The following is a 23,215-nucleotide window of genomic DNA, read 5'->3' as shown; positions in this document are numbered from 1 at the left end:
GGACCAGAACACCCATGGCCGAAGTCAACCGGCGCCGTTTCCTTCAACTCGCGGGCGCCACCACGGCGTTCACCGCGCTGTCCAGCAGCATCCAGCGCGCGGCCGCCCTGCCCGCCCACCACCGCACCGGGACCCTCCAGGACGTCGAGCACATCGTCGTCCTCATGCAGGAGAATCGGTCCTTCGACCATTACTTCGGTTCGCTGCGCGGCGTCCGGGGCTTCGGCGACCCGCGTTCGGTCGCGCAGAACGGCACCTCCGTCTGGAAGCAGTCCGACGGCACGAAGGACATCCTGCCCTTCCACCCCGACGCCGACGACCTGGGCCTCGCCTTCATCCAGGACCTGCCGCACGGCTGGAACGACACGCACCAGGCCTTCAACGGCGGCAAGTACGACAAGTGGGTGCCGGCCAAGGGCACCACGACGATGGCGTACCTGACCCGCCAGGACATACCGTTCCACTACGCGCTCGCCGACGCCTTCACGCTCTGCGACGCCTACCACTGCTCGTTCATGGGCTCGACCGACCCGAACCGCTACTACATGTGGACGGGGTACGTCGGCAACGACGGCCAGGGCGGCGGCCCGGTCCTCGGCAACGACGAGAAGGGCTACGGCTGGACCACGTACCCCGAGCGTCTGGAGAAGGCCGGGGTCTCCTGGAAGATCTACCAGGACATCGGCGACGGCCTCGACGCGCACGGCTCCTGGGGCTGGATCCAGGACGCCTACCGCGGCAACTACGGCGACAACTCGCTGCTCTACTTCAACCAGTACCGCGACGCCAAGCCCGGCGACCCGCTGTACGACAAGGCCCGTACCGGAACCGACGCGACGAAGGGCGAGGGCTTCTTCGACCAGCTGAAGGCCGACGTCAAGGCCGGCAAGCTGCCGCAGGTCTCCTGGGTCGTCGCCCCCGAGGCCTTCACCGAGCACCCCAACTGGCCCGCCAACTACGGCGCCTGGTACGTCTCCCAGGTGCTGGACGCGCTCACCTCCGACCCGGACGTCTGGGCGAAGACCGCGCTGTTCATCACCTACGACGAGAACGACGGCTTCTTCGACCATGTCGTCCCGCCCTTCCCGCCGGCCTCCGCCGCGCAGGGCAAGTCCACCGTGGACGCCTCGCTCGACCTGTTCAAGGGTGACGCCGGGCATGTCGCGGGCGCCTACGGGCTCGGCCAGCGCGTGCCGATGCTCGTCGTCTCGCCGTGGAGCAAGGGCGGTTACGTCTGCTCCGAGACGTTCGACCACACCTCGATCATCCGCTTCATCGAGCGCCGCTTCGGGGTGCACGAGCCGAACGTCTCGCCCTGGCGGCGCGTCGTCACCGGCGACCTGACCAGCGCCTTCGACTTCTCCCGCAAGGACACCGAGCCGGTCGCGCTGCCGTCCACGGCCGGCTACCAGCCGCCGGACCACAACCGCCACCCGGACTACGTGCCGAAGCCCCCGGCCACCGGCTCGCTGCCGCGGCAGGAGCGCGGCCACCGGCCCACCCGCCCGCTGAAGTACGCGCCGGTGGTGGACGGTTCCTCGGACGCCGGGACCGGCAAGATCACGCTCACGTTCGCCTCGGGGGCGCACGCGGGCGCGGCCTTCCTCGTCACCTCCGGCAACCGCACCGACGGGCCCTGGACCTACACCACCGAGGCCGGCAAGACCCTCTCCGACGCCTGGAACTCCGGCTACTCCGGCGGCTCGCACGACCTCACGGTGCACGGCCCCAACGGATTCCTGCGCGTCTTCAAGGGCAAGGGCAGGACCGCCGGACCGGAGGCGACCGCCCGGACGGCGGGCGACCACCTGGAACTCACCTTCACCAACCGGGGCTCCGGCACGGCGCGGTTGAAGGTGACGAGCGGCTACGGCGGCCACCCGGCCACGGTGACCGTACGGCCCGGCGCGCGCGTGCGGCACACCGTCGACCTCACGGCGAGCAAGCGCTGGTACGACGTGACCGTCACCTGCGAGGGCGACCCGGCCTTCCTGCGCGGCTTCGCCGGACACGTCGAGAACGGCCGCCCCGGCGTCAGCGACCCGGCGATCGCGGCGGAGTGAACGCCCGATGAACACCGCTCCGTGCGGGCTGGTCAGGTACCGGTCATATCAGGGTAGTGTGCCCCGGTGACCACGCAATCGAACACTCCTGCAGGCTGGTATCCGGATCCGCACGGAGCGCCCCAGACGCTGCGCTACTGGGACGGTACGCAGTGGACCCAGCACACCAACCCCGCCCAGGCACCCGCGGGCCAGGTCCCGCAGCAGCAGGCCGCACCTCAGCAGTACGGTGCGGCGCAGCAGGCGCCTGCCCAGCAGTTCGGCGCCCCGCAGCAGCAGGGGGCCGACGCCAGGGTGCAGCGCCAGGTGCAGCAGCAGGCCGGGGTCCGGGCGACGGGTCCCGGCGGCGGCACCCTGTTCACCGAGCCGGTCCTGGTCGTGAACCAGAAGGCCAAGCTGGTCGAGGTGACCAACGAGTACAAGGTCATGGACCAGAACGGCCGCGAGATCGGCGCGGTGACCGAGGTCGGTCAGGGCGTGCTGAAGAAGATCCTGCGCTTCGTCTCCAGCTTCGACCAGTTCATGACCCACAAGCTGGAGATCCGTGACGCCTACGGCCAGCCGCAGCTGCTGCTGACCCGGCCCGCGAAGTTCCTCAAGTCCCGGGTCGTGGTGTCGCGTCCGGACGGCTCGGTCGTCGGCGAGATCGTCCAGCAGAACGCCATCGGGAAGATCAACTTCGCGATGAACGCGGACGGCCGGCAGGTCGGCGCGATCAAGGCGGAGAACTGGCGGGCCTGGAACTTCGCGATCGTCGACCACGCGGACAACGAGGTCGCCCGGATCACCAAGACCTGGGAAGGCCTGGCCAAGACGCTGTTCACGACCGCGGACAACTACGTCCTCCAGATCCACTACCAGCTTCCCGAGCCGCTGCTGAGCCTCGTGGTGGCGACGGCCCTGACCGTCGACACCGCCCTCAAGCAGGACTCGCGGGGCTGGAACTGAGTCGGTCCCGACGGGGGAGAAGAATCTCGACGAGTACGAGTACGAGTACGAGTACGAGAACGACGACGGCGGACGGTGGGCGCGTGACGCGCGGACCGTCCGCCGTTTCGTGTGCTCAGAGCGGGGTGAGGTGCCCCGGCTGGTCCGGCCGGCGCGGCACCAGTGCCGGTTCCGCGGTAGCGGTGCCGGGCTCCAGCGCCAGCACCGCCGCCACCGGATGCTCGTCGTCGGCGTCATCGGCATGCCCGGCGGCGGCGCCCGGTTCCGGGGCGACCCGGGTGAGCAGGACCACGCCCCGGGCGGCGAGGACCGCTCCGGCGAGGGCCAGCAGGACGCCGGCGGGGCCGCCCTGGAGCCCCTGGCCGAGCAGGGTGAGGCCGATCACCGCGGCCGCCACCGGGTTGGCGAGGGTGACCACGGCCAGCGGGGCGCCGAGGCCGCCGCGGTAGGCGGTCTGGGACAGCAGCAGCCCGCCGACGGCGAACGCGGCGACGAGCACGGCGACGACGACCACCTCGGCGCTCAGCAGCGGAGCGGTGCGGTCGGTGGCGGCCACCGTCACCGTCTGGGTGAGCGCGGAGGCGACACCGGAGGCGAAGCCGGACGCCGTCGCGTGCCGCAGGCCCGGACGGGCGCCGGGCCGGGAGAGCATGCCGATCGCCGCGGCCGTCGTACCGGCGACCGCCAGCGCCTCCGTCAGCGACAGCACCCGCTCGGGCGCCGGGCCGGAGGCGGTGACGAGCAGCGCGGCGAGGCCGAGCAGCGTGAGCGCCGTACCGCGCCACTCCACCGCGCTGACCCGGCGCCCGGCCGCCCGCGCCCCGAGCGGCACGGCCGCGACCAGGGTGAGCGCGCCCAGCGGCTGGACGAGGGTGAGCGGGCCGTACTTGAGGGCGACGACGTGCAGCAGCGCGGCGGCCGCGTTCAGGCCGACGGCCGACCACCAGGCCCCCGTGCCGAGCAGCCGCAGCAGCCCGGCGTCGGCGGTGCGCGCGGCGAGCCGTTCCTGGGCGACGGCGGCGAGGGCGTAGGCGACGGCCGAGACGAGCGAGAGGCCCACGGCGACCAGGCCGGCGGCGCTCATCGGCCCGCCCCCACCAGTGCGGGGGCCTCCGGGGCGAGCCGGTCCGGGGCGCGGCCGGCCGTGGTGGCCGTACGGTGCGGGGGATGGATCACGGCGAGGGCGATGCCGAGCATGGCGGTCGCCACGATCGCGTCGAGCCAGTAGTGGTTGGCCGTGCCCACGATCACCACCAGGGTGATCAGCGGGTGCAGCAGGAACAGCCAGCGCAGGCGCGACCGGGTGGCCACGATCAGGCCGATCGCCACCATCAGCGCCCAGCCGAAGTGCAGCGACGGCATCGCGGCGAACTGGTTGGACAGATGGTCGCTGGACGGCGGGCCGTACACGGACGGGCCGTAGACCTTCGCGGTGTCGATCAGGCCGGTACCGGCCAGCATCCGGGGCGGGGCCAGCGGGAACGTGAACGGGAGCACCAGGGCGGCGGTGGTGACCACCGCGAGGACCCGGCGGGCCCAGATGTAGTGGGCGGGCCGCCTGACGTAGAGCCAGACGAGGAAGGCCAGCGTCGCCGGGAAGTGGACGGTGGCGTAGTAGGTGTTCGCGATGTGTATCAGGGTGTCGCCGTGCAGCAGTGCGGACTGCACGGCGTTCTCGCGGGGGAGGCGCAGCGTGCGCTCCAGGTGCCACACGCGGTGGGCGTCGAGGAACGCGCCCGCGGTGTGGCCCGTGGCCAGCTGCCGGCCGAGCTTGTAGACGAGGAAGAGCCCTGCGACCAGCAGCAGCTCGCGTATGAGCGCCGGGCGCGGGGTCGCGTCCGGCGGCTCCGGTTCTGCCTCCGGCGGCTCGGTTCGGGCAGTCATCCCCCGGCCCCTTCACTGACGGTGGTGCGTGGTTGGTGCGGATGGGTCCCGGTACGGGACCGGAACTCATCGATACGTTGTCGTACCGATACGACAGTGTACCGATACGCTTCAGTACCGGTACACTGGCGTCTCGATTGATGTGCGCCACACTGGAGACACAGATTCGCCAGGCCCGGTCGAGCCGGGCTCGAGGCGGTCTTCGGCGGTGTCGTGCGTCGAGGACCGACGGGCCCACCGGGCACGAGTGAGGGGAAGCGCCACATGACGTCGCAGGCCGCGGACGGACCGGACACGGTCGCCGCCTCGCGCCGCTCCAAGATCACGCCGGAGCGTGAGCGGGAGTTCTTCGACGCCGTGCTGGAACAGATCCGCACGTGCGGGTACGAGTCGGTCACCATGGAGGGCGTCGCCGCCAGCACCCGGTGCAGCAAGTCCACGCTCTACCGGCAGTGGAAGACCAAGCCCCAGTTCGTCGCGGCCGCGCTGCGCGCCAACCGCCGGGTGCGGTTCGCCGGCATCGACACCGGATCCCTCGCCGAGGACCTGCGCCAGGCGGCGCGGGCCGCGGGGGACTGGTCCGGCAAGGACACCAGCCTGCTCCAGGCCCTGGGACACGCGTGGACGGCCGACGAGGAACTGGCCCAGGCGCTGCGCGAGGCACTGGTGTACCCGGAGATCGCCGCGTTGCAGGAGATGCTCGCCCGGGGCGTGGCCCGGGGCGAGGTCCGCGCCGACCATCCGGCGCTGGAGTACGTCCCGGCGATGATGTTCGGCGTGCTGCGGGTGCGGCCCGTGCTCAGCGGCCAGTACGCCGACGCCGACTATCTCGCCCGCTTCGTGGACGCCACCGTGCTGCCCGCGCTCGGGCTGACCTGAGACCCAGGCCGCCGTTCACGGGATGACTGAACGGCGACCTGCTCGCGCCGCACCGTGGGGACGGGGGCGGCGCGCACCCCCCGGCCGGGTGGGGTTCCTCTTGAGCGGAGAGGCGCCCCACCCGGCCGATCCGTGTCGGTGTCCCCGGGCTCCCCGGCTCAGACGTCCTGGCCGCTGCCGCCGCTGCCGGACGAGACCTTGACCCCCTTCACGATCTCGTCGATGACGGACACCTGCCGGCCGACGTCGACACCGAAGCGGATCACCACGATCTGCTGCGCGTCGTTGGGCGAGGGGAAGGCGACCGACTCGACGTAGCCGTCGGAGCCCTTGCTGGTGACCGCCTTCCAGCGCACCATGTAGCCCTTCTGTCCGGCCACCGTCACGGCCTGCGAGGCCAGCACCTGGTGCGAGCTGATGCTGCCGTAGGAGTCACCGCCGTAGGACTCCTTGGCGTTGGCCGCGATGTCGGCCTTCGCGACCGCCTCGGGCGTCGTGCCCTTGTTGCCCAGCACCACCGCCGGACTCGTGTAGGCGCCGCCCGCGGTGCAGGTGTGGGCGGAGTCGCCCGGGCACTTGTAGGAGTCGTCCGAGGTCACCTCGGCGCCGACGCTGATCGACTGCCCGGTCCAGCCCTTCGGTACCGGCAGGCTGATCCCGTTGACCGCGTCCGGCACCGTACCGCCGCCCTGCACCTTGGGCGCGGCGGACTGCCCCGGCGACGGCGCGCCACCGCCGGAGCCTCCCGACCCGCCGGATCCGCCCGGACCGCCGCCGAACGGGTCGCCCTGGCCGCCGCTGCGGCCGCCGTCCTGTCCGCCCGGGGTGCCCTGCTGCGCGCCGGCGCGATCGCTCCCGCTGCCGTTGCCGTCGTCCTTGGTCAGGGCGTAGACGCCGGCCCCGATGCACAGGAGCACCGCGGCCGCCGCCGTCACGGCTATGCCGTTGCGCATGCGGCGCCGGGGTGCGGACGGCGGCTCGGCGGGGTACCCCGGATACCCCGGCTGTCCGGCGTATCCGGCGGGCGCGGGGAGCGCCGGCTCCGCGCCGAACGCGGCGGGTGCGGCAGGCGCCGCAGTCGTCGGAGGCGCCGGCTGCGCGGCCGTGTCCGGCGGCGGCTGCGTCGGGGGACCCCACGCGGCGGCCGTCCCGGCGGGGCGGGTCTGGTCCGTCCAGGCCTTGCCGTCCCACCAGCGTTCGGTGGGCGGACCGTCGTTCGTCTGCCCGGGGTCGGGGTACCACCCGGGGGGAGTCACCTGCGTCATGACCCCACCGTATGAGGCGACCGTGAAAGTGTGATGAGAGGATCTGTCGCGGACGGAACAGACCGGACTATTTCGCCTCCGATTTCTCCCGTCTTTCTCCCGTCCCTTTCTCTCCGCCCCCGCGGGGTGGACGGCATCCGGCGGGCCGTCGCCGGCACCGGTACCCGGGCGGCCAGGTTGACGCCCCATCGGCTGCTGACCGGCGGTTCGTGCCGGCCGCCCGTCGCCTGCCCGCGCGCACTTTCACCCGGCGGGGCAACAGCTGCCCGGACCGCCCACCACGGGGCCCGCCGGACGGCTACGCTCGTGCTCTGTACGTCATTCGGGCGACCTGGGGAGGTAACGGGATGACGGAGGGACGGCCCCCGACGGCCGCCTCGGCTTCCCTGTGGGAGCGGGACGCGGAGATCGCCACCGTCATGGACGCACTCGACGTCCTGTGCGCCGACCGGTCCTCCGCGGGCAGCCTGCTGGTCCTCCGCGGCGAGGCGGGGCTCGGCAAGACCGCGCTGCTCGCCGAGACCCTGAAGTCCGTCCCGTTCAACGTGGTACGGCAGCTCCTCCAGCCCGCCCTGCTCTCCTTACTGCCGGAAGAGGCCCGCGAGTACCTCGGCGACTGGTACGACATCGCCGGTCCCGCCCTGGGCATAGCCGAACCGCAGGAGGGCAGCGCCGACCCGCAGTACGTGTGCGACGGACTCGTCGCCGCGGTCCGCCGGCTCGCCCGCCGCGAATGGCCCCTCGTGCTGCTGATCGACGACGCCCACTGGGCCGACCAGGAGACCCTGCGCTGGCTCGCCGCGTTCGCCGAGCGCCTGGACGACGTCTCCGTGCTCGTCGTGGTCGCCCGCCGGCCCGGCGAGGTCAGCGGCGACAGCGCCCGCCACCTCGACGCCGTGGCCGCCGCCGCGGGCCGATCCGTCAACAACCTCAGCGCCCTCACCCCGGACGCCACCGCCGGACTCACCCGCGCCACCCTCGGCCGGCACGCCGACGACGCGTTCTGCCGCGAGGTGTGGGCGGTGACCGCCGGCAACCCCTACGACACCGTCGAACTCCTCGCCAAGGTGCAGGACAGCGAAGTCCAGCCGGTCGAGTCCCGCGCCGGCGAACTGCGCGCCCTCAACCGCTCCGCCCGCGGCGGCGGACTCGTCGACCGCCTCAAGGGCCTCGGCCTGGAGGCCACCCGGTTCGCCTGGGCCGCCGCCATCCTCGGCACCTCCATCACCGTCGACATGGTCGCCCGCCTCGCCACCATGGACGACAGCATCGCCCGGCACTGCGCCGAACTCCTCTGCGGCGCCCGCATCCTCACCACGCCCGCCCCGGCGGTCGGCGCCGAACGCGAGGAGGGCGAGCTGGAGTTCGTCCACCCGCTGATCGCCACCGCCGTCTACAACTCCATTCCGGCCGCCGTGTGCACCGCCATGCACGGCGTCGCCGCCCAGATCATCACCGAGCTGGGCCGCGGCGCCGCCGAGGCCGCCCGCCACCTGCTCAAGGTGCACCCGGACGACGACGAGGAACTCGTCGCCCAGCTGCGCGAGGCGGCCCGTGAACACCTCGCCGTCGGCGCGCCCGACGCCGCCCGCCGCTGTCTCGAACGGGCCCTGCAGGAACCGCCGCGCCCCGACGTCCACGCCCACGTCCTGTACGAACTGGGCTGCGCCACCCTGCTGACCGCACCCGCCGTCACCATCGACCACCTCCAGTACGCGCTCGGCATGCCCGGGCTCGACGGCGAACGGCGCGTCGACGCCGTGGTCCGCCTGTCCCAGGCGCAGCTCCACAACGACCAGCTGGAGGAGGCCGTCCGCACGGTCGAGGCCGAGGCCGCCCGGCACGAACCGGGCCCCGCCCGGATGCGGCTCACGGCCGTGCAGTTCATGTGGGAGGGCATCCACGGCGAGACCGTCTCCCCGGCCCGCTCCCAGCGCCTGACCGAACTCGCGAGCACCTGCACCGGCCGCGACAACGCCGAGCGCGCCCTGCTCATCCTGCGCGGCTTCGACGCCATGACGCACGGCGAGAGCGCCGAGGAGATCGTCGAGCTGTGCGACCGCGCCCTCGTCAACGGCCGACTCGCGCCCGGTCTCGGCTGGACCGACCAGGAGTGGGGCATCGAGCTGCTGATGATGCTCGGCAGCGCGTACGCCTACACCGACCGGCTCGACCGCGCCGAGAGCCTGTTCGCCGAGGCCCTGCGCGCCTACACCAGCGCCGGCTGGCGCGGCGGCCACCTCTCCCTCGCCAACGCCTTCCTCGGCCTCGCCTACCGCAGACAAGGCCGCCTGCGCGACGCCGAGTCCACCCTGCGCGAGGCACTGGTCCTCGCCGAACGGGTGGGCCGCGGGCTGCCGTTGTACTGGTCGGCCACCTGCGGACTGGTCGACACCCTGCTGGCCCGCGGCCGGATCCAGGAGGCCTGGTCGATCGCCGACCAGTACGGCTTCGCGCCCCCGTACCCGTCCACGATCGTGCTGCCCGACATCCGTTCCGTGCGCGGTCGGCTGCTGCTCGCGGTCGGCCGTGTCGAGGACGGCATCAACGAGCTGGAGGCCGCGGAGAAGACGGCCGCCTCGCGCGGCGGCCACAACCCGGTGTTCGCGCCCTGGTCGATCGACCTCGCCAAGGCCCTCGCCGTGCAGGACCCGCCGCGCGCCGCCCAGTTGACGGCCGACGCCCGCCGGCAGGCCGAGCGGTTCGGCACGGACACCGCGATCGGCGAGGCCTTGCGCTGCGCCGCCGCGCTGGAAACCGGCAACCGCGCGGTGCAGCTCGCCGCCCAGGCCGTCACCTACCTGGAGGCCTCACCCTGCCAGTACGAACACGCGGCGGCCCGCGTCGAGTACGGCATCGCCGCCCGCTCCCTCACGGAACTCAACCGGGGCCTGGACCTCGCCCGGGCCTGCGGGGCGGAGGGCCTGGTGGCCCAGGCGAGGGAGGTACTGGAGACGGGGCGGGGGTTGCGGTAGGCAGCATGCGGTGGGCGGTAGGCGGTGCGCGGTAGACCGTATGCAGCGGTAGACGGTATGCAGTCGACGGTATGCGGATGTCGCGGTGGCATGCCGTGCGGCGGGTGGCTGTGTGCGGGGCGGATCGCATACAGCTGTCTGCATACAGGCGATTGTATGCAGGCGACCGTATGCAGTGGATCGCCGACTGTAGACGGTATGCGGTGTGGTGGCGTGCGTACGGTCGACCGTACAACGCATACCGTCGACCATGTGCCGTCGACCTCAGCCCGCCCCCTCCTCCTCGGCGAGTTCGGCGAGCACCCGCTGGGCCGTCGCGAACGCGGAGTTGGCCGCCGGCACCCCGCAGTACACGGCGGTCTGCAGCAGCACCGCGCCGATCTCCTCGGGCGTCAGCCCGTTGCGCCGCGCCGCGCGGACATGCATCGCCAACTCGTCGTCGTGGCCGTGTGCGACCAGCGCGGTCAGGGTGATCATGCTGCGCTCGCGGCGGGACAGTGTGGGGTCGGTCCAGATCTCGCCCCAGGCGTAGCGGGAGATGAAGTCCTGGAAGCGGGCGGTGAACGGGGTCTGCCGGTCCTGCGCCCGGTCCACGTGCGCGTCGCCCAGGACCTGACGGCGCACTGTCATCCCGCTCGCCGGCGGTCCGTCGAGTTGGCTGCGCAGCGCCGTCGACACGGCCTGCGGGCACTGCGCGGGAGCGAGGTGCGAGGCCCCGGGCAGTTCGACCAGCGTCGCGCCGGGCACCGCGTCGGCGAGCTCCCGCAGATGCGCGGGCGGCGTCGCGGGATCCTCCCGGCCCGCCACGAGCAGTGTCGGTACGGTGATCTCGCCGAGCCGGTGGCGCAGATCGAACGCGGCGAGCGCGTCGCAGCAGGCGGCGTACGCTCGAGGGTCGGCCTCCCGGTGGTCCCGCACCAGCCGCGGCACGGTGAACCCGGGCGTGAACCAGCGCGCGTCGGCGCTCTCCACCAGCCACTCCAGTCCCTCGCGCCGTACCCGCTCGGCCCGCTCCGACCAGGCCGCGCCGCCGCCGAAGTGGGCGGAGGAGCACAGGACGGCGAGCGAGGTCAGCCGGTCGGGGTGGTGCACGGCCAGGTGCAGGCCGACGGCACCGCCCAGGGACACCCCCGCGTACGCGAACCGGTCGACGTCCAGCGCGTCGGCGAGGTCCAGCACCAGCGCGGCGAGGTCGCCGACGGTCGCGCCGGGCCCGATCAGGTCCGCCGCCGAGCCCCCGTGCCCGGGCAGGTCCCAGCGCATCACCCGGTGTGTGACGGACAGTTCGGGCGCGACCGCGTCCCACAGGGCGTACGAGGTGCCCAGCGACGGTCCGAGCAGCAGCGGGGGAGCGGAAGCGGGGCCTTCCGCACGGTGGTTGAGGAGTTTTGTCGTCAACGTCGCTCCAGAGCACGGTCGGTGAGGGCGCCGGCGAAGCCGGTGTAGTGCGTGGGGTCGGTCAGATCGGCCAGGTCGAGGTCCTTCAACTCCGGCTCCACGGCGATGAGTTCGCCGAGGAGTTCGGCGAGCGGCCGGTGTTCGGTGTGGGTGCGCCGGGCGAGTGCGGTGAGCAGGTCCTTCGCCCGGGTGCGGCCGAGGCGGGGAGCCAGTGCGGCGGACAGTCGTTCGGAGACGATCAGGCCGTGGGTGAGGTCCAGGTTGCGGCGCATGGCGCCGGCGTCCACGCGCAGTCCCTCGGCGAGTTCGGCCGCGTCGCGGGCCGCGCCGCCGGTCAGCCGGAGCAGGTCGCGCAGCGGTTCCCACTCGGCGTGCCAGGCCCCGGCCGGCCGTTCGTCTCCGGCGGCGAGCGAACCGTACAGGGTGGCCGCGAGCTGCGGGGCGCGGCGGGCGGCGGCCGCGAGGAGGGTGGCGCGCACGGGGTTGGCCTTGTGCGGCATGGCGGACGATCCGCCGCCCTTGCCCTCGGCGACCTCCCCGATCTCCGTCCGTGACAGCGTCAGCACGTCCTCGCCCAGCTTGCCCAGGGCGCCGGTGGTGAAGGCCGTCGCACCGGCCAGGTCGGCGACGGGCGTGCGCAGCGTGTGCCAGGGCAACAGCGGTGCGCAAAGGCCCAGTTCGCCCGCGTACGCCTCGGTCAGTGCGGCCGCGTCCGGGGCCCCGTACGCCGCGAAGGCGGCCAGCGTTCCGGCGGCGCCGCCCAGTTGGGCCGGGAGTGTCCGTCGTACCCGTGCGATGCGGTCGCGGGCGTCCAGGGCCAGCGAGCGCCAGTCGGCGGCCTTCAGCCCGAAGGTCGTGGGCACCGCGTGCTGGGTGAGGGTGCGCCCCGGCATCGGTGTGTCCCGGTGGCCGGCGGCGAGCCGTGCGAGGGCGCGCCCGGTGCGGGCGAGGTCGTCGAGGATCAGGTCCAGGGTGCGCGCGGCGACCAGCATGGCGGCGGTGTCCAGGATGTCCTGGCTGGTGGCGCCCCGGTGGACGTAGGGGCCGTACGGCTCGCCCACCGCGGTGGTCAGGTCGGCCACCAGCGGGATCACGGGATTGCCGCCGGCCCGGGCGCGCCCGGTGAGGGAGCGGACGTCGAAGCGGGCGGGGTCGGCCGCCCCGGTCACCGCGTCGGCGGCCGCGGCGGGCGCGAGGCCGAGGGCGGCCTGCGCGCGGGTGAGGGCCGCCTCGGCGTCGAGGAGGGCCCGCAGGAACGCGGTGTCGCTCGTGGCGTCCGCCGCCGCGGATCCGGCCCACCCGGGTCCGAGCAGGCCGGTGTCACCGTCGTGGGGCTCGGCTGCCGCCCGCTCAGCCGTCGTCACTGGTACTCCAGGAAGACCGTCTCGCCCTCGCCCTGAAGGCGGATGTCGAAACGGTAGAGGCCCGTGCCCTCGGTCCCGGCGATCAGCGTGCCGCGCCGGTCGCCCACCCGGGTGAGCAGCGGGTCGCCGGCCAGTGCGGTCTCGTCATCGGGCAGGTAGATCCGGGTGAACAGGTGAACCAGCAGGCCGCGTGCGAAGACGCACACGCTGAGGTACGGGGCGCTGCCGCCGCGGGCGCCGGGCCGGAGCGTACGGGCGTACCAGTGGCCGTCGGCGTCCGTCTGGATCCGGCCCCAGCCGGTGAACTCCACGCCGTTGCGGCCGAGATGGCCGCCGGTGGCCGGGTCGCGCCGCAGGGAGCCGTCGGCCTTCGGGACCGTGCCGTCGGGCCGCGGACCCCACACCTCCACGAGGGCGTCCGGCAGCGGCTCGCCCGCGCCGTCGAGGACGTACCCGTGGACGGTGACGGTGTCCGGGTGGCCGAGCGGCGCGATGTCCTCGCCGCCGCGGAAGGGCAGCGCGTAGCCGTAGAAGGGGCCGACCGTGTGGGACGGGGTGGGCGGCACCTGCTCCGGGCCGCTCGTGTCGATCTTCGTCATGGCGGTCAGCGTCCTTCTTCGGTCCAGGTGGCGGCCGGGCCGTCCAGCACGATGTCCCAGCGGTAGCCGAGGGAGAACTCCGGCACCGACAGGCTGTGGTCGTAGGAGGCGACCAGCCGCTGCCGGGCCGCGTCGTCCGTCACCGACTGGAGGATCGGGTCGTACGGGAAGAGCGGGTCGTTCGGGAAGTACATCTGGGTCACCAGCCGCTGTGTGAACGCCGTGCCGAACACCGAGAAGTGGATGTGGGCCGGGCGCCAGGCGTTCACGTGGTTGCGCCAGGGGTAGGGGCCGGGCTGGACGGTGGTGAAGCGGTAGCGGCCCTCGGCGTCGGTGAGGGTGCGGCCGACCCCGGTGAAGTTCGGGTCGAGCGGCGCGTCGTGCTGTTCGCGCTGATGGGCGTACCGCCCGGCCGAGTTGGCCTGCCAGATCTCGATCAGCTGTCGGCGCACCGGGCGGCCGTCGCGGTCCAGCAGCCGCCCGGAGACGGTGATCCGCTCCCCGATGGGTTCCCCGGTGTGCTGCCGGGTGAGGTCGTTGTCGATCCCGGTGAGGTCGCGCTCGCCGAAGGCGGGGGAGTGCAGCTCCACCAGTTCCGGGTCCGCGCCGGTGTCGATGGCGACCAGCGGCTGCCGGGGGTGGCGGAGGACGGAGGAGCGGTACGGGACGTAGTCCCGGCGTGGATGGTGCTCGACGGGAGCACCGTCGGCGACACGCTTCTCGTACGCGGCGCGCTCGGCGGCGATCTCGAGGTCGATGTCCTGCTGGGTGAGGGCCATGGGGATACCTGATGCTTCCTTGGCGTACGAGGACGGCGATGGGGGCGGGGACGGGGTCCTCAGCGTTCGAGGACGAGGGCGAGGCCCTGGCCCACGCCGGTGCGGAGGCCGGCCACGCCGGTGCCGGAGCCGTGGCGGCCGATCGGGGTGCGGACGGCATCGACGACGTACACGGTGGTGAGTGTGCCGACCGCGTTCACAGCAGGTTCTCCGCGACGGTCAGTTCGGCGTCGGTCCGGGCGGCCACCTCGTCCACCGTGATGCCGGGTGCGGTCTCCCCGAGGACGAGTCCGTCCTCGGTGACGTCGAGGACCGCCAGGTCCGTGATGACCCGGTTCACGCACGCCTTCCCCGTGAGCGGCAGCGTGCACTCCTTGAGGATCTTCGGCGAGCCGTCCTTCGCGGTGTGCGTCATCACCACGATCACCTGCCGGGCACCGTGCACCAGGTCCATGGCGCCGCCGATCCCGGTGACCAGCTTGCCCGGCACGGCCCAGTTGGCCAGGTCGCCGCAGGCGGACACCTGCATCGCGCCGAGCACGGCCACGTCGATGTGCCCGCCGCGGATCATCGCGAAGGACAGCGCCGAGTCGAAGAAGGACGCCCCCGGCAGCACCGTCACCGTCTCCTTGCCCGCGTTGATCAGATCCGGGTCCACCTGGTCGTCCGTCGGATACGGCCCGGTGCCGAGGATCCCGTTCTCCGACTCCAGCACCACCTCCACCCCCGGCGGCAGATGGTTCGGGATCAGGGTCGGCAGGCCGATGCCGAGGTTGACGTACTGCCCGTCGCGCAGCTCCCGTGCGGCCCGTGCGGCCATCTCCTCGCGTGTCCAGGCCATCAGCTGCTCACCGTCCGCTGCTCGATCCTCTTGTCCGCCGCCTGCTCAGGGGTCAGCGCCACCACCCGCTGGACGAACACGCCCGGCACATGGACCGCGTCGGGGTCGATCCCGCCGGGCTCGACCAGTTCCTCGACCTCGGCGATCGTGACCCGGCCGGCCATGGCGGCAAGGGGATTGAAGTTCCGGGAGGACTTGTGGAACACGAGATTGCCGTGCCGGTCGCCCTGCGCGGCCCGCACCAGCGCGAAGTCGGTACGGATGGCCCGCTCCAGCACGTACTCGGTGCCGTCGAACTCCCGCACCTCCTTCGGCGGCGAGGCCAGCGCGACGCCGCCCGCGCCGTCGTAACGCCAGGGCAGGCCGCCCTCGGCGACCTGGGTGCCGACCCCGGCCGGGGTGTAGAAGGCGGGGATCCCGGCGCCGCCCGCGCGCAGCCGCTCCGCGAGCGTGCCCTGCGGGATGAGCTCCACCTCCAGTTCGCCGCCCAGGTACTGCCGGGCGAACTCCTTGTTGCCGCCGATGTACGAGCCGGTCACCCGGGCGATCCGGCCCGCGGCCAGCAGCACCGCCAGCCCGGTCTCCATCGCCCCGCAGTTGTTCGACACCACGCTCAGCGCGCCGGCCCCGCGCTCGTGGAGCGCCCGGATCAGCACGTTCGGCACACCGCTCAGCCCGAATCCGCCGACCGCGAGGGACGCGCCGTCCGGCACATCGGCCACGGCCTGCCCGGCCGTGGCGACCACCTTGTCCATCCGTGAAGCCCCATCTCGTCAATTAATCAGGGCACTGACTATTTCAGCGAGGTGACTCTCACGCTGCCACCGGAGGTGAAGGCCGTCAAGGCCCCAGTACGTATGCGCTTCGGCTGGAAGACAGGTCAAGTCGTCGCCGGTTATCGTTCAGTACACCAACCAATTGTTTCAGGGAGAGCGCGCATGGCCGCGGTGGACCTCACCACCCATCCCGGGCATCTGGCCCGGCGACTCCAGCAGGCGCACTATCTGCTGTGGAATTCGATGGTCTCCGAGGAGATCACCTCGCCCCAGTTCGCGGTCATGAACGCGCTCGTCGCCGAGCCCGGACTCGACCAGCGGACCGTGGGGGAGCGGGTCGGGCTGGACCGTTCGACCATCGCCGAGGTCATCAGCCGGCTCACCCGCCGGGGACTGCTCACCAAGGCGCGCGACCCGCAGGACGGCCGGCGTTTCCTCCTCGGCCTCACCGACGACGGGCTGCGCACCCACCGCAGGCTCACCGTGCGCACCGCGCGGATGAACCAGGTCTTCCTCGCGCCCCTGTCGGCCGAGGAACAGACCGTGTTCTTCGATCTGCTCCGCAGGGTGGCGGACGCCGCGGAGGCCCTGCGCCATCCGGCCGAGCCGGTGGCGGCGCAGGGCTGACCGCGCCGTCCCCGGCCGTCACGGAGGCGTCCGGCGGAGCACGGAGGTGTACGGCGGTGCACGAAGGCGCAGGGTGACTCACGGCGCGGGGGCGAACACCACCCACACCTGGCCGGCGGCGAACGTCAGCGGCCCGCCGTCCGCCGCCGTGAACGTCGTACCGCCCGTCGCGGCCGGCCGCGACCATGAGGCGAGGAAGGACCGTCCGTCGCGCAGCACCTCCGCCCTGCCCGAGCCGACCGTCTGCGTGTACGGCGTGTGATTGCCGAGCTTGTCGTGGTAGCCCGAGGTGCGGATCCTCACGTACTGCACGACGACGGTGGCTGGTGCCACCGGTGTGCCGGCGGTCGTGACCGTCGTCCTGCCGTCCATCGCGACCAGCCAGCGGCCGCGCGCGGCGGACCAGGTGAAGGTGAAGCGGGCGGCCGGGTAGCGGACGGTGCGCGAGGCGGTGGGGATCCCGCCGGCCGCCGGCGCCGGGCCGTAGCGGAAGCCCGTCCCCAGGGCCGCCGTGCCCGGAGCGGCCGGCAGCAGCCGGTCCGGGCGGAGGTAGAGGTTGTGCGGCGCGCGCCTGCCGAGGCCCCGGTAGTAGGCGCCGGGAGCGTGGTCGGGCGACTGCGCCCGCAGCGGGGCGCGGCCGATCAGCGGCAGCAGCTTGTGCTGGGCGCCGGAGAAGGCGAGCGTCGGCCGGCCGAACTGGCGCAGCAGTTCGAGGTCGGACTCACGGGCGCTGCGCACCGGTCCGACGGTCCGCGGCAGCCGGCTCGCGTACACCGCCATCAGCCGGCTCAACCCGCCCTCCACCTGCTCCGCGTACACCACGTCCGCCTCGGCCAGCCCGGTCTGCGGCCGGGCCTGGGGCGCGTTGTCGATCTTCACGGCGAGCGGTGACCCGGCCGGCACGTCCGGGGAGACCGCTCTTCGCGACAGCGCGGCGGGTGGTGCGGGTACCGCCGACGTGTGCTGCGGCGCGCGGTCGTCGTCCCGGCCGCCGTGGGCGCAGCCCGCGGTGAGGGAGGACGTCAGGGCGACGGCCAGCCCGGCCGCCACCAGTACCGCGCTCCGCGAGCGCACTCCGCATCTCAGGCCCACCGTTGCCCTCCCGTCCACATGGTCCGATCGTGTGCTCATCAGGTTGACGGTGGAGTTACCCGGTCGCGTACGGTCGTGCCCGGTCGGTGAGCCGATTGGGCGCAGGGTGTGACCCGGGCGGGGGTGGGCCCCGGCGTGGCGCCCGGCCGGGGGCCGTCGTGCGGCTCCGTCGCGCAGCGCGCGGGACCACGACGGCGCCGCGGCGGGCAGGGGAGGGCAGGTCGACCGCGAGGGTGCCTCGGTCACCGGACGGCATGTCGCGACGCCCCGGGAGACGCCCCCGCCGTCCGGCCGGGCCGTCAGCCCAGGATCTCCGCCAGGTCGTACCGCACCGGCTCCTCCAGCTGGGCGTAGGTGCAGCTCTCCGGGGTGCGGTCCGGGCGCCAGCGGCGGAAGCGGGCCGTGTGCCGGAATCGTTGACCGTTCTCCATGTGGTCGTAGGCCACCTCGGCGACCCGCTCCGGGCGCAGCGGCACCCAGGACAGGTCCTTCTTGCCGGACCAGCGGCTCGGCGCCCCCGGCAGCCGGGCCGTCTCGTGCGCGGACTCCTGCGACCAGGCGGCCCACGGGTGCCCGGAAACGTCGTCCATGCGCAACGGCTCCAGTTCCTCGACCAGTTCGGCCCGCTTCCTCATGGCGAAGGCGGCCGAGACGCCCACGTGCTGGAGCCTGCCGTGCTCGTCGTACAGCCCGAGCAGCAGCGAGCCGACCACCGGCCCGCTCTTGTGGAAGCGGTACCCGGCCACGACGACGTCGGCAGTCCGCTCGTGCTTGATCTTGAACATGGCCCGCTCGTCCGGGAGATAGCGCAGCGTGAGCGGCTTGGCGACGACACCGTCCAGGCCGGCGCCCTCGTACTGCTCGAACCACCGCTCGGCCACCTGGAGGTCCGTCGTCGCGGGCGCCAGATGCACCGGCGGGGTCGACACGGCGAGTGCCCGGTCCAGCAGGGCGCGGCGGTCGGTCAGCGGCACGTCGAGCAGCGACTCGCTGTCCAGTGCGAGCAGGTCGAAGGCGACGAAGGAGGCCGGGGTCTTCTCGGCCAGCATCCGCACCCGGGAGTCCGCCGGGTGGATCCGCTCGGTCAGCGCGTCGAAGTCCAGCCGGCCGTTCCGCGCGATCACGATCTCCCCGTCGAGCACGCACCGCTTCGGCACCCGCTCCCGCAACGCGGCGACGAGCTCGGGAAAGTACCTGGTCAGCGGCTTTCCGGTACGGCTGCCCAGCTCGATCTCGAACCCGTCACGGAACACGACGGCCCGGAACCCGTCCCACTTCGCCTCGTAGTGCATACCCGGCGGGATCGTCGCCACCGACTTGGCGAGCATGGGTTTCACGGGCGGCATCACGGGCAGATCCATGCGTCCGATTCTGCTCGCATACATCCGCGATCGCCCGCTTTCACCTTCTCCGCTATTGGATATCACGGTATGCGAGGCGTACGGGGTGCGCCTACCGTGGCCGCATGGGCGATGCGGTGGAACTGGAGGTGGCCGGCCGGACCGTACGGCTGTCCAGCCCGGACAAGGTCTTCTTCCCCGAGCGCGGTTTCACCAAGCTGGACGTGGCGCGGTACTACGCCCGCGTCGGCCCGGGCATCCTGCGCGCCCTGCGCGACCGCCCCACCACCCTCCAGCGCTACCCGGACGGCGTCGACGGCGAGTGGTTCTACCAGAAGCGCGCACCCAAGGGCATGCCCGGCTGGATCCCGACCGCCCACATCACCTTCCCCAGCGGCCGCAGCGCCGACGAGATGTGCCCCACGGAGGAGGCCGCCGTGGTGTGGGCCGCCCAGTACGGCACCCTCACCTTCCATCCCTGGCCGGTGCGCCGCACCCACGTCGACCACCCCGACGAACTGCGCATCGACCTCGACCCGCAGCCCGGCACCGACTTCGGCGACGCCGTCCGCGCCGCCCACGAACTCCGGTCCGTCCTCGCGGAGTTCGGCGGGCTGCGCGGCTGGCCGAAGACCTCCGGCGGGCGCGGCCTGCACGTCTTCGTCCCGATCGAACCGCGCTGGACCTTCACCCAGGTGCGCCGTGCTGCGATCGCCGTCGGCCGGGAGATGGAACGCCGGATGCCGGACCAGGTGACGATCAAGTGGTGGAAGGAGGAACGGGGCCGCCGTATCTTCCTGGACTACAACCAGACGGCCCGCGACCGCACCATCGCCTCCGCCTACTCGCTGCGGCCCCGCCCGAACGCACCCGTCTCGGCACCGCTGCGCTGGGCGGAGGTCGACGCGGTCCACCCGCAAGACTTCGACCTCGCCACCATGCCGGCCCGCTTCGCCGAACTCGGCGACGTACACGCCGACATGGACGAGCACGCCTACTCCCTGGACGCCCTCCTGGAACTGGCCCGCCGCGACGAACACGACCACGGCCTGGGCGATCTGCCGTACCCGCCGGAGTACCCGAAGATGCCGGGCGAACCGAAACGGGTCCAGCCGAGCCGGGCCCGGCGGGAGGGGACGTCGTGAGGGGACGTCGTGTGGAGAGTGCCGGGTCGGCACCGCTGCGCCACTGATCACAGCATGCACCACGCCACTGACAACGGCGCCCCGGCCGGGCGATCATGGCGGGATGACCCGTGTCCTGACCCGGAGCGACCTGCAGACCGTGCTGGCGCCGCAGGCCGCTCTCGCGGCCCTGCGCGACGGCTTCCGCGAGGCCGGCACCGTGGCCGTACCCGGCCGACGCGTCCGCACCGACCTGCCGTTCCCCGGCACCGCCACCGCGCTCGTCCCCGGCCTGCTGCCCGGTATCGACGCGTACACGGTGAAGGTGAACGCCAAGTTCCCCGCGGCCCGGCCCGCCCTGCGCGGGGTGGTCTGCCTGCACAGCGGCGCGGACGGGGAGTTGCTCGCGCTGCTGGACTCGGCGACCGTCACGGCCTGGCGGACCGGGCTGGCCGCCGCCCTCGGCACCGCACTGCTGGCCCCGGCCGGGTCCGGCGTACTCGGCGTGATCGGGGCGGGCGCCCAGGCCGAGTTGACGCTGCGTGGTCTGACGGGTGAGCGGCGGCCCCGGCGGCTCGTCGTCCACGACACGGACGCCGGGCGCGCCGCCGCGTTCGCCGACCGGCACGGCGGCCGGGTGCTGGCCTCCCCCGGCGCGGTGGCCGAGGCGGCCGACGTCGTCCTGCTCGCGACCTGGTCCCGGGCACCACTGCTCGCCCTCGCCGCCACCCGCCCCGGGCAGCACTTCACCAGTCTCGGCACCGACGAGCCCGGCAAGCGGGAACTCGCCCCCGATCTGCTCGACGCCGCGCTGCTCGTCGTCGATGACGGCGAACTCGCCGCCACCATGGGAGTGTTGGCTGATCCCGCGCTCGTCCGGAGCACCGCCGACACCACCCTCACCGACATCCTGAGCGGCACCCACCCCGGGCGCACCTCGGCCGGGCAGCGCACGGTGTACGCCCCGGTCGGGCTGCCCTGGCAGGATCTCGCCCTCTCCTGGCTCGCCTGGCGGGAGGCGGAACGCCGGGGCGTGGGATCGACGATCGACCTGCTGGGCTGAGCCCTCGGCCCGGACGGGAAAGAGCCGGCCGGTGCCGGGCGATCCGTCCTGGCCGGGGCGATGCCACGGCACCGGCGGCGGTGCCCTCTCGCGGTTATCCTGACCGGCAGCCGCCGATGAGGAGTCCTGAAGTGACCGAGGCAGTGTCGCGCCCCACGCTGGAGGCCGTGGCCGCGCTGGCCGGTGTGTCCCGAGCCACCGTGTCCCGGGTGGTCAACGGCGGCGACGGGGTGCGCGAGCCGCTGGCCGAGCGGGTCCGGCAGGCCGTGGCGGAGCTGGGCTACGTGCCCAACCGTGCGGCCCGCAGCCTCGTCACCCGCCGGCACGACGCCGTCGCCGTCGTCATCGCCGAACCCGAGGCCCGGGTCTTCGCCGACCCCTTCTTCGCCCTCCAGCTGCGCGGCATCAGCAAGGAACTGACCGCCCACGACAACCAGTTGGTGCTGCTGCTCACCGAGGGCCGCGACGACCACGCGCGCGTGGCCCGCTATCTCGCCGGCGGACACGTCGACGGCGCGCTCGTCTTCTCGCTGCACCTCGACGACCCGCTGCCCGGTCTCATCCACGACGCCGGTGTGCCCACCGTGTTCGGCGGGCGGCCCGACTGGGGCGACGATCCCCGGGCAGGGCGGAGCGCGGGCGTCGTCTACGTCGACTGCGACAACCGGGGCGGGGCCCGCGCCGCCGTACGCCACCTCGTGGACCTCGGCCGCCGGCGCATCGCGCACCTCACCGGTGCCCTGGACCAGACCTCGGCCGTGGACCGGCTCGACGGATACCGGGAGGTCATGGCCGACGTACCGGGCGGTGCCGATGCCCGGCTGGTCGTGGAGAGCGACTTCACCCCGGCCGGCGGGGAACGCGCGATGCGGACACTGCTCGACCGGTGCCCGGACGTGGACGCCGTGTTCGCCGCCAACGACCTCACCGCGCTCGGCGCCCTGCGGGTGCTGCGCGAGAGCGGACGGCGCGTGCCCGAGGACGTGGCCGTGATCGGCTTCGACGACATGCTGCCCGTCACCGAGCAGACCGAGCCGCCGCTGACCACGGTCCGTCAGGACATCGAGGAGATGGGCCGCCTGATGGCCCGTCTGCTGCTGCACGGCCTGCCCGGCGGCCGGGACCGCGTCGCGCTGCGGGCGGACACGCCGCCCGACGGCGGTGTGATCCTTCCGACGACCCTGATCCGCCGGGCCTCCGCATAGCCCCGGGCGGGCACGGTCACCGTCGGGCACCGCCGCGGGCAGGGGAGGGCCGCCTCGGGGACCGCTGGGGCTCAGCCCTGCCGCGACGCGCTCCGTATCACCGCGAAGCGGGCGCCGTACGGATCGGTGAGCTGGGCCGTGCGGCCGACGCCTGCCACCGTCGTCGCCGGCCTGCGTATCGCCCCGCCGAGCTGCTCGGCCCTGCCGACCGTGGCGTCCGCGTCCTCGACCTCGAAGTACGGCAGCCAGTACGGCGCGCCGTCGGCCACACCGCTGTCGGCCGGCGACATGATCCCTCCGAACATCGCGTCCTCGTCGGCACCGGCCGGGCTGAGGCACGTGTACGTCCCGCCCGGGAGCGCCACCGAGGAGGTCTCCAGGCCGAGCACCCGGTGGTAGAAGGCGGCGCCCGCCGCGACGTCCGGTGTGTACAGCTCGACCCAGCACAGCGACCCGGGCTCGCTCGCCACCTCGAAGCCCTCGGTCCGTCCGGGCTGCCAGATCCCGAACGGCACGCCCGCTTTGTCGGCCAGGATCGCCAGGTGTCCCTGGCCCATGACATCCATGGGCGGGGCCAGCACCCGGCCGTGCGCCTGCTCGGCCGCCTCGGCGGTGGCCCCGGCGTCCGCGCTCCGGAAGTACACGGTCCAGGCGGGCGGGCCCTGTTGCGGGTCGTTCGGCCCGAGGCCCGCCACGGTGCGGCCGGCCAGCTGGAAGAAGCCGTAGCCGCCGGCGTCCGGTCCCGCCGACCGGTACTGCCAGCCGAAGAGGCCGCCGTAGAAGGAGCGGGCACCGTCGATGTCGGGGCTGCTGACATCGGTCCAGTTCGGCGCGCCGTCGGCGAAACGGGTGGTGAGCATCTTCGCCCTCCTCGGAAGGGTCCCGTCCTCTGCACTGCCGAGTCTGGCACCCGCCACTGACACTCGCCGCCGGAGTACCGCCCGGCACCGCCGCGCGCCCGAGTGGCCCCGTGATCACGCAGGGTGACCGGGT

General features: G+C 73.2%; 21 protein-coding genes. 8 read left to right on the top strand and 13 right to left on the bottom strand.

Going from position 1 to position 23,215, the window contains the following annotated elements; translation table 11 throughout:
• Window positions 1-14 precede the first annotated feature (14 nt).
• Both BIV23_RS37820 and BIV23_RS37815 read left to right on the top strand, forming a co-directional pair.
• Window positions 15-2,063, top strand: coding sequence for a phosphocholine-specific phospholipase C (locus BIV23_RS37820; RefSeq protein ID WP_071385511.1), 2,049 nt, complete (start codon window positions 15-17; stop codon window positions 2,061-2,063).
• A 66-nt stretch (window positions 2,064-2,129) separates the two neighbouring features.
• The gene (locus tag BIV23_RS37815; protein WP_071385510.1) at window positions 2,130-3,011 is read left to right on the top strand and encodes an LURP-one-related family protein; all 882 of its coding nucleotides are present in this window, start codon (window positions 2,130-2,132) and stop codon (window positions 3,009-3,011) included.
• Between the two features lie 115 nt (window positions 3,012-3,126).
• Here the strand turns inward: BIV23_RS37815 and BIV23_RS37810 are convergent, their stop codons facing one another.
• Together BIV23_RS37810 and BIV23_RS37805 are read right to left on the bottom strand one after the other, a co-directional pair.
• Window positions 3,127-4,095: a DMT family protein gene (locus BIV23_RS37810; RefSeq protein WP_071385509.1), complete on the bottom strand. Its 969-nt coding sequence runs from the start codon at window positions 4,093-4,095 to the stop codon at window positions 3,127-3,129.
• The gene (locus BIV23_RS37805) at window positions 4,092-4,895 is read right to left on the bottom strand and encodes a phosphatase PAP2 family protein (RefSeq protein WP_071385508.1); all 804 of its coding nucleotides are present in this window, start codon (window positions 4,893-4,895) and stop codon (window positions 4,092-4,094) included. The genes BIV23_RS37810 and BIV23_RS37805 overlap by 4 nt, the downstream gene beginning before the upstream one ends.
• Window positions 4,896-5,159: 264 nt before the next feature.
• Between BIV23_RS37805 and BIV23_RS37800 the strand changes: the two genes are divergently transcribed.
• Window positions 5,160-5,774: a TetR/AcrR family transcriptional regulator gene (locus BIV23_RS37800; protein WP_071385507.1), complete on the top strand. Its 615-nt coding sequence runs from the start codon at window positions 5,160-5,162 to the stop codon at window positions 5,772-5,774.
• Between the two features lie 158 nt (window positions 5,775-5,932).
• On the opposite strand, the gene BIV23_RS37795 is transcribed toward BIV23_RS37800, so the two are convergent.
• On the bottom strand, window positions 5,933-7,039 hold the full coding sequence (locus BIV23_RS37795) for a DUF2510 domain-containing protein (RefSeq protein WP_071385506.1): 1,107 nt from the start codon (window positions 7,037-7,039) through the stop codon (window positions 5,933-5,935).
• Window positions 7,040-7,386: 347 nt separating this feature from the next.
• Between BIV23_RS37795 and BIV23_RS37790 the strand changes: the two genes are divergently transcribed.
• Window positions 7,387-10,014: an AAA family ATPase gene (locus tag BIV23_RS37790; RefSeq protein ID WP_071385505.1), complete on the top strand. Its 2,628-nt coding sequence runs from the start codon at window positions 7,387-7,389 to the stop codon at window positions 10,012-10,014.
• Window positions 10,015-10,278: 264 nt separating this feature from the next.
• On the opposite strand, the gene pcaDC is transcribed toward BIV23_RS37790, so the two are convergent.
• From pcaDC to BIV23_RS37760, 7 genes are read right to left on the bottom strand one after another with little or no spacing between them, the layout of a single operon-like run.
• Window positions 10,279-11,412, bottom strand: coding sequence for a bifunctional 3-oxoadipate enol-lactonase/4-carboxymuconolactone decarboxylase PcaDC (gene pcaDC / locus BIV23_RS37785; protein WP_071385504.1), 1,134 nt, complete (start codon window positions 11,410-11,412; stop codon window positions 10,279-10,281).
• Entirely contained in the window at window positions 11,409-12,776 is a 1,368-nt protein-coding gene (gene pcaB / locus BIV23_RS37780; RefSeq protein WP_071385503.1) for a 3-carboxy-cis,cis-muconate cycloisomerase, read from the bottom strand. The genes pcaDC and pcaB overlap by 4 nt, the downstream gene beginning before the upstream one ends.
• On the bottom strand, window positions 12,773-13,375 hold the full coding sequence (gene pcaG, locus BIV23_RS37775) for a protocatechuate 3,4-dioxygenase subunit alpha (protein ID WP_071385502.1): 603 nt from the start codon (window positions 13,373-13,375) through the stop codon (window positions 12,773-12,775). The genes pcaB and pcaG overlap by 4 nt, the downstream gene beginning before the upstream one ends.
• Window positions 13,376-13,380: 5 nt before the next feature.
• Window positions 13,381-14,154 carry a protocatechuate 3,4-dioxygenase subunit beta gene (pcaH, locus tag BIV23_RS37770; protein WP_071385501.1) on the bottom strand — a complete coding sequence of 258 codons (774 nt, stop codon included), beginning with the start codon at window positions 14,152-14,154 and terminating at the stop codon, window positions 13,381-13,383.
• Between the two features lie 59 nt (window positions 14,155-14,213).
• Window positions 14,214-14,354: a hypothetical protein gene (locus BIV23_RS50845; RefSeq protein WP_177240182.1), complete on the bottom strand. Its 141-nt coding sequence runs from the start codon at window positions 14,352-14,354 to the stop codon at window positions 14,214-14,216.
• On the bottom strand, window positions 14,351-14,995 hold the full coding sequence (locus BIV23_RS37765; RefSeq protein WP_071385500.1) for a CoA transferase subunit B: 645 nt from the start codon (window positions 14,993-14,995) through the stop codon (window positions 14,351-14,353). The genes BIV23_RS50845 and BIV23_RS37765 overlap by 4 nt, the downstream gene beginning before the upstream one ends.
• The gene (locus BIV23_RS37760) at window positions 14,995-15,750 is read right to left on the bottom strand and encodes a CoA transferase subunit A (protein WP_071385499.1); all 756 of its coding nucleotides are present in this window, start codon (window positions 15,748-15,750) and stop codon (window positions 14,995-14,997) included. Before BIV23_RS37760 ends, BIV23_RS37765 begins: the two co-directional genes overlap by 1 nt.
• Window positions 15,751-15,933: 183 nt before the next feature.
• On the opposite strand from BIV23_RS37760, the gene BIV23_RS37755 reads away from it, so the two are divergent.
• Window positions 15,934-16,398 (top strand): MarR family winged helix-turn-helix transcriptional regulator, encoded by a 465-nt coding sequence (locus BIV23_RS37755; protein ID WP_071385498.1) that lies wholly within the window; start codon window positions 15,934-15,936, stop codon window positions 16,396-16,398.
• A gap of 78 nt (window positions 16,399-16,476) precedes the next feature.
• Here BIV23_RS37755 and BIV23_RS37750 read toward each other — a convergent pair whose 3' ends face one another.
• Window positions 16,477-17,529 (bottom strand): DUF3048 domain-containing protein, encoded by a 1,053-nt coding sequence (locus BIV23_RS37750; RefSeq protein WP_071385497.1) that lies wholly within the window; start codon window positions 17,527-17,529, stop codon window positions 16,477-16,479.
• Window positions 17,530-17,789: 260 nt separating this feature from the next.
• Window positions 17,790-18,851, bottom strand: a complete 1,062-nt coding sequence (locus tag BIV23_RS37745; protein ID WP_071385496.1) for an ATP-dependent DNA ligase — start codon at window positions 18,849-18,851, stop codon at window positions 17,790-17,792.
• A 104-nt stretch (window positions 18,852-18,955) separates the two neighbouring features.
• Here BIV23_RS37745 and ligD point away from each other — a divergent pair, with 104 nt between their 5' ends.
• From ligD to BIV23_RS37730, 3 genes are all read left to right on the top strand, one after another.
• Window positions 18,956-19,975: a non-homologous end-joining DNA ligase gene (ligD, locus tag BIV23_RS37740; protein WP_177240181.1), complete on the top strand. Its 1,020-nt coding sequence runs from the start codon at window positions 18,956-18,958 to the stop codon at window positions 19,973-19,975.
• A gap of 103 nt (window positions 19,976-20,078) precedes the next feature.
• A complete protein-coding gene (locus BIV23_RS37735; RefSeq protein ID WP_071385495.1) occupies window positions 20,079-21,017 on the top strand; it encodes an ornithine cyclodeaminase family protein in 939 nt (312 codons plus the stop codon).
• Window positions 21,018-21,148: 131 nt separating this feature from the next.
• The gene (locus tag BIV23_RS37730) at window positions 21,149-22,222 is read left to right on the top strand and encodes a LacI family DNA-binding transcriptional regulator (protein ID WP_071385494.1); all 1,074 of its coding nucleotides are present in this window, start codon (window positions 21,149-21,151) and stop codon (window positions 22,220-22,222) included.
• Between the two features lie 71 nt (window positions 22,223-22,293).
• On the opposite strand, the gene BIV23_RS37725 is transcribed toward BIV23_RS37730, so the two are convergent.
• The gene (locus BIV23_RS37725; protein WP_071385493.1) at window positions 22,294-23,082 is read right to left on the bottom strand and encodes a VOC family protein; all 789 of its coding nucleotides are present in this window, start codon (window positions 23,080-23,082) and stop codon (window positions 22,294-22,296) included.
• Window positions 23,083-23,215 lie beyond the last annotated feature (133 nt).

Origin of the sequence: Streptomyces monashensis, assembly GCF_001866665.1 — a bacterium.
GTDB classification, from domain to species: domain Bacteria; phylum Actinomycetota; class Actinomycetes; order Streptomycetales; family Streptomycetaceae; genus Streptomyces; species Streptomyces monashensis.
The sequence above is the reverse complement of the archived record's forward strand: the minus strand, read 5'-3'. Positions and strand labels throughout refer to the sequence as shown.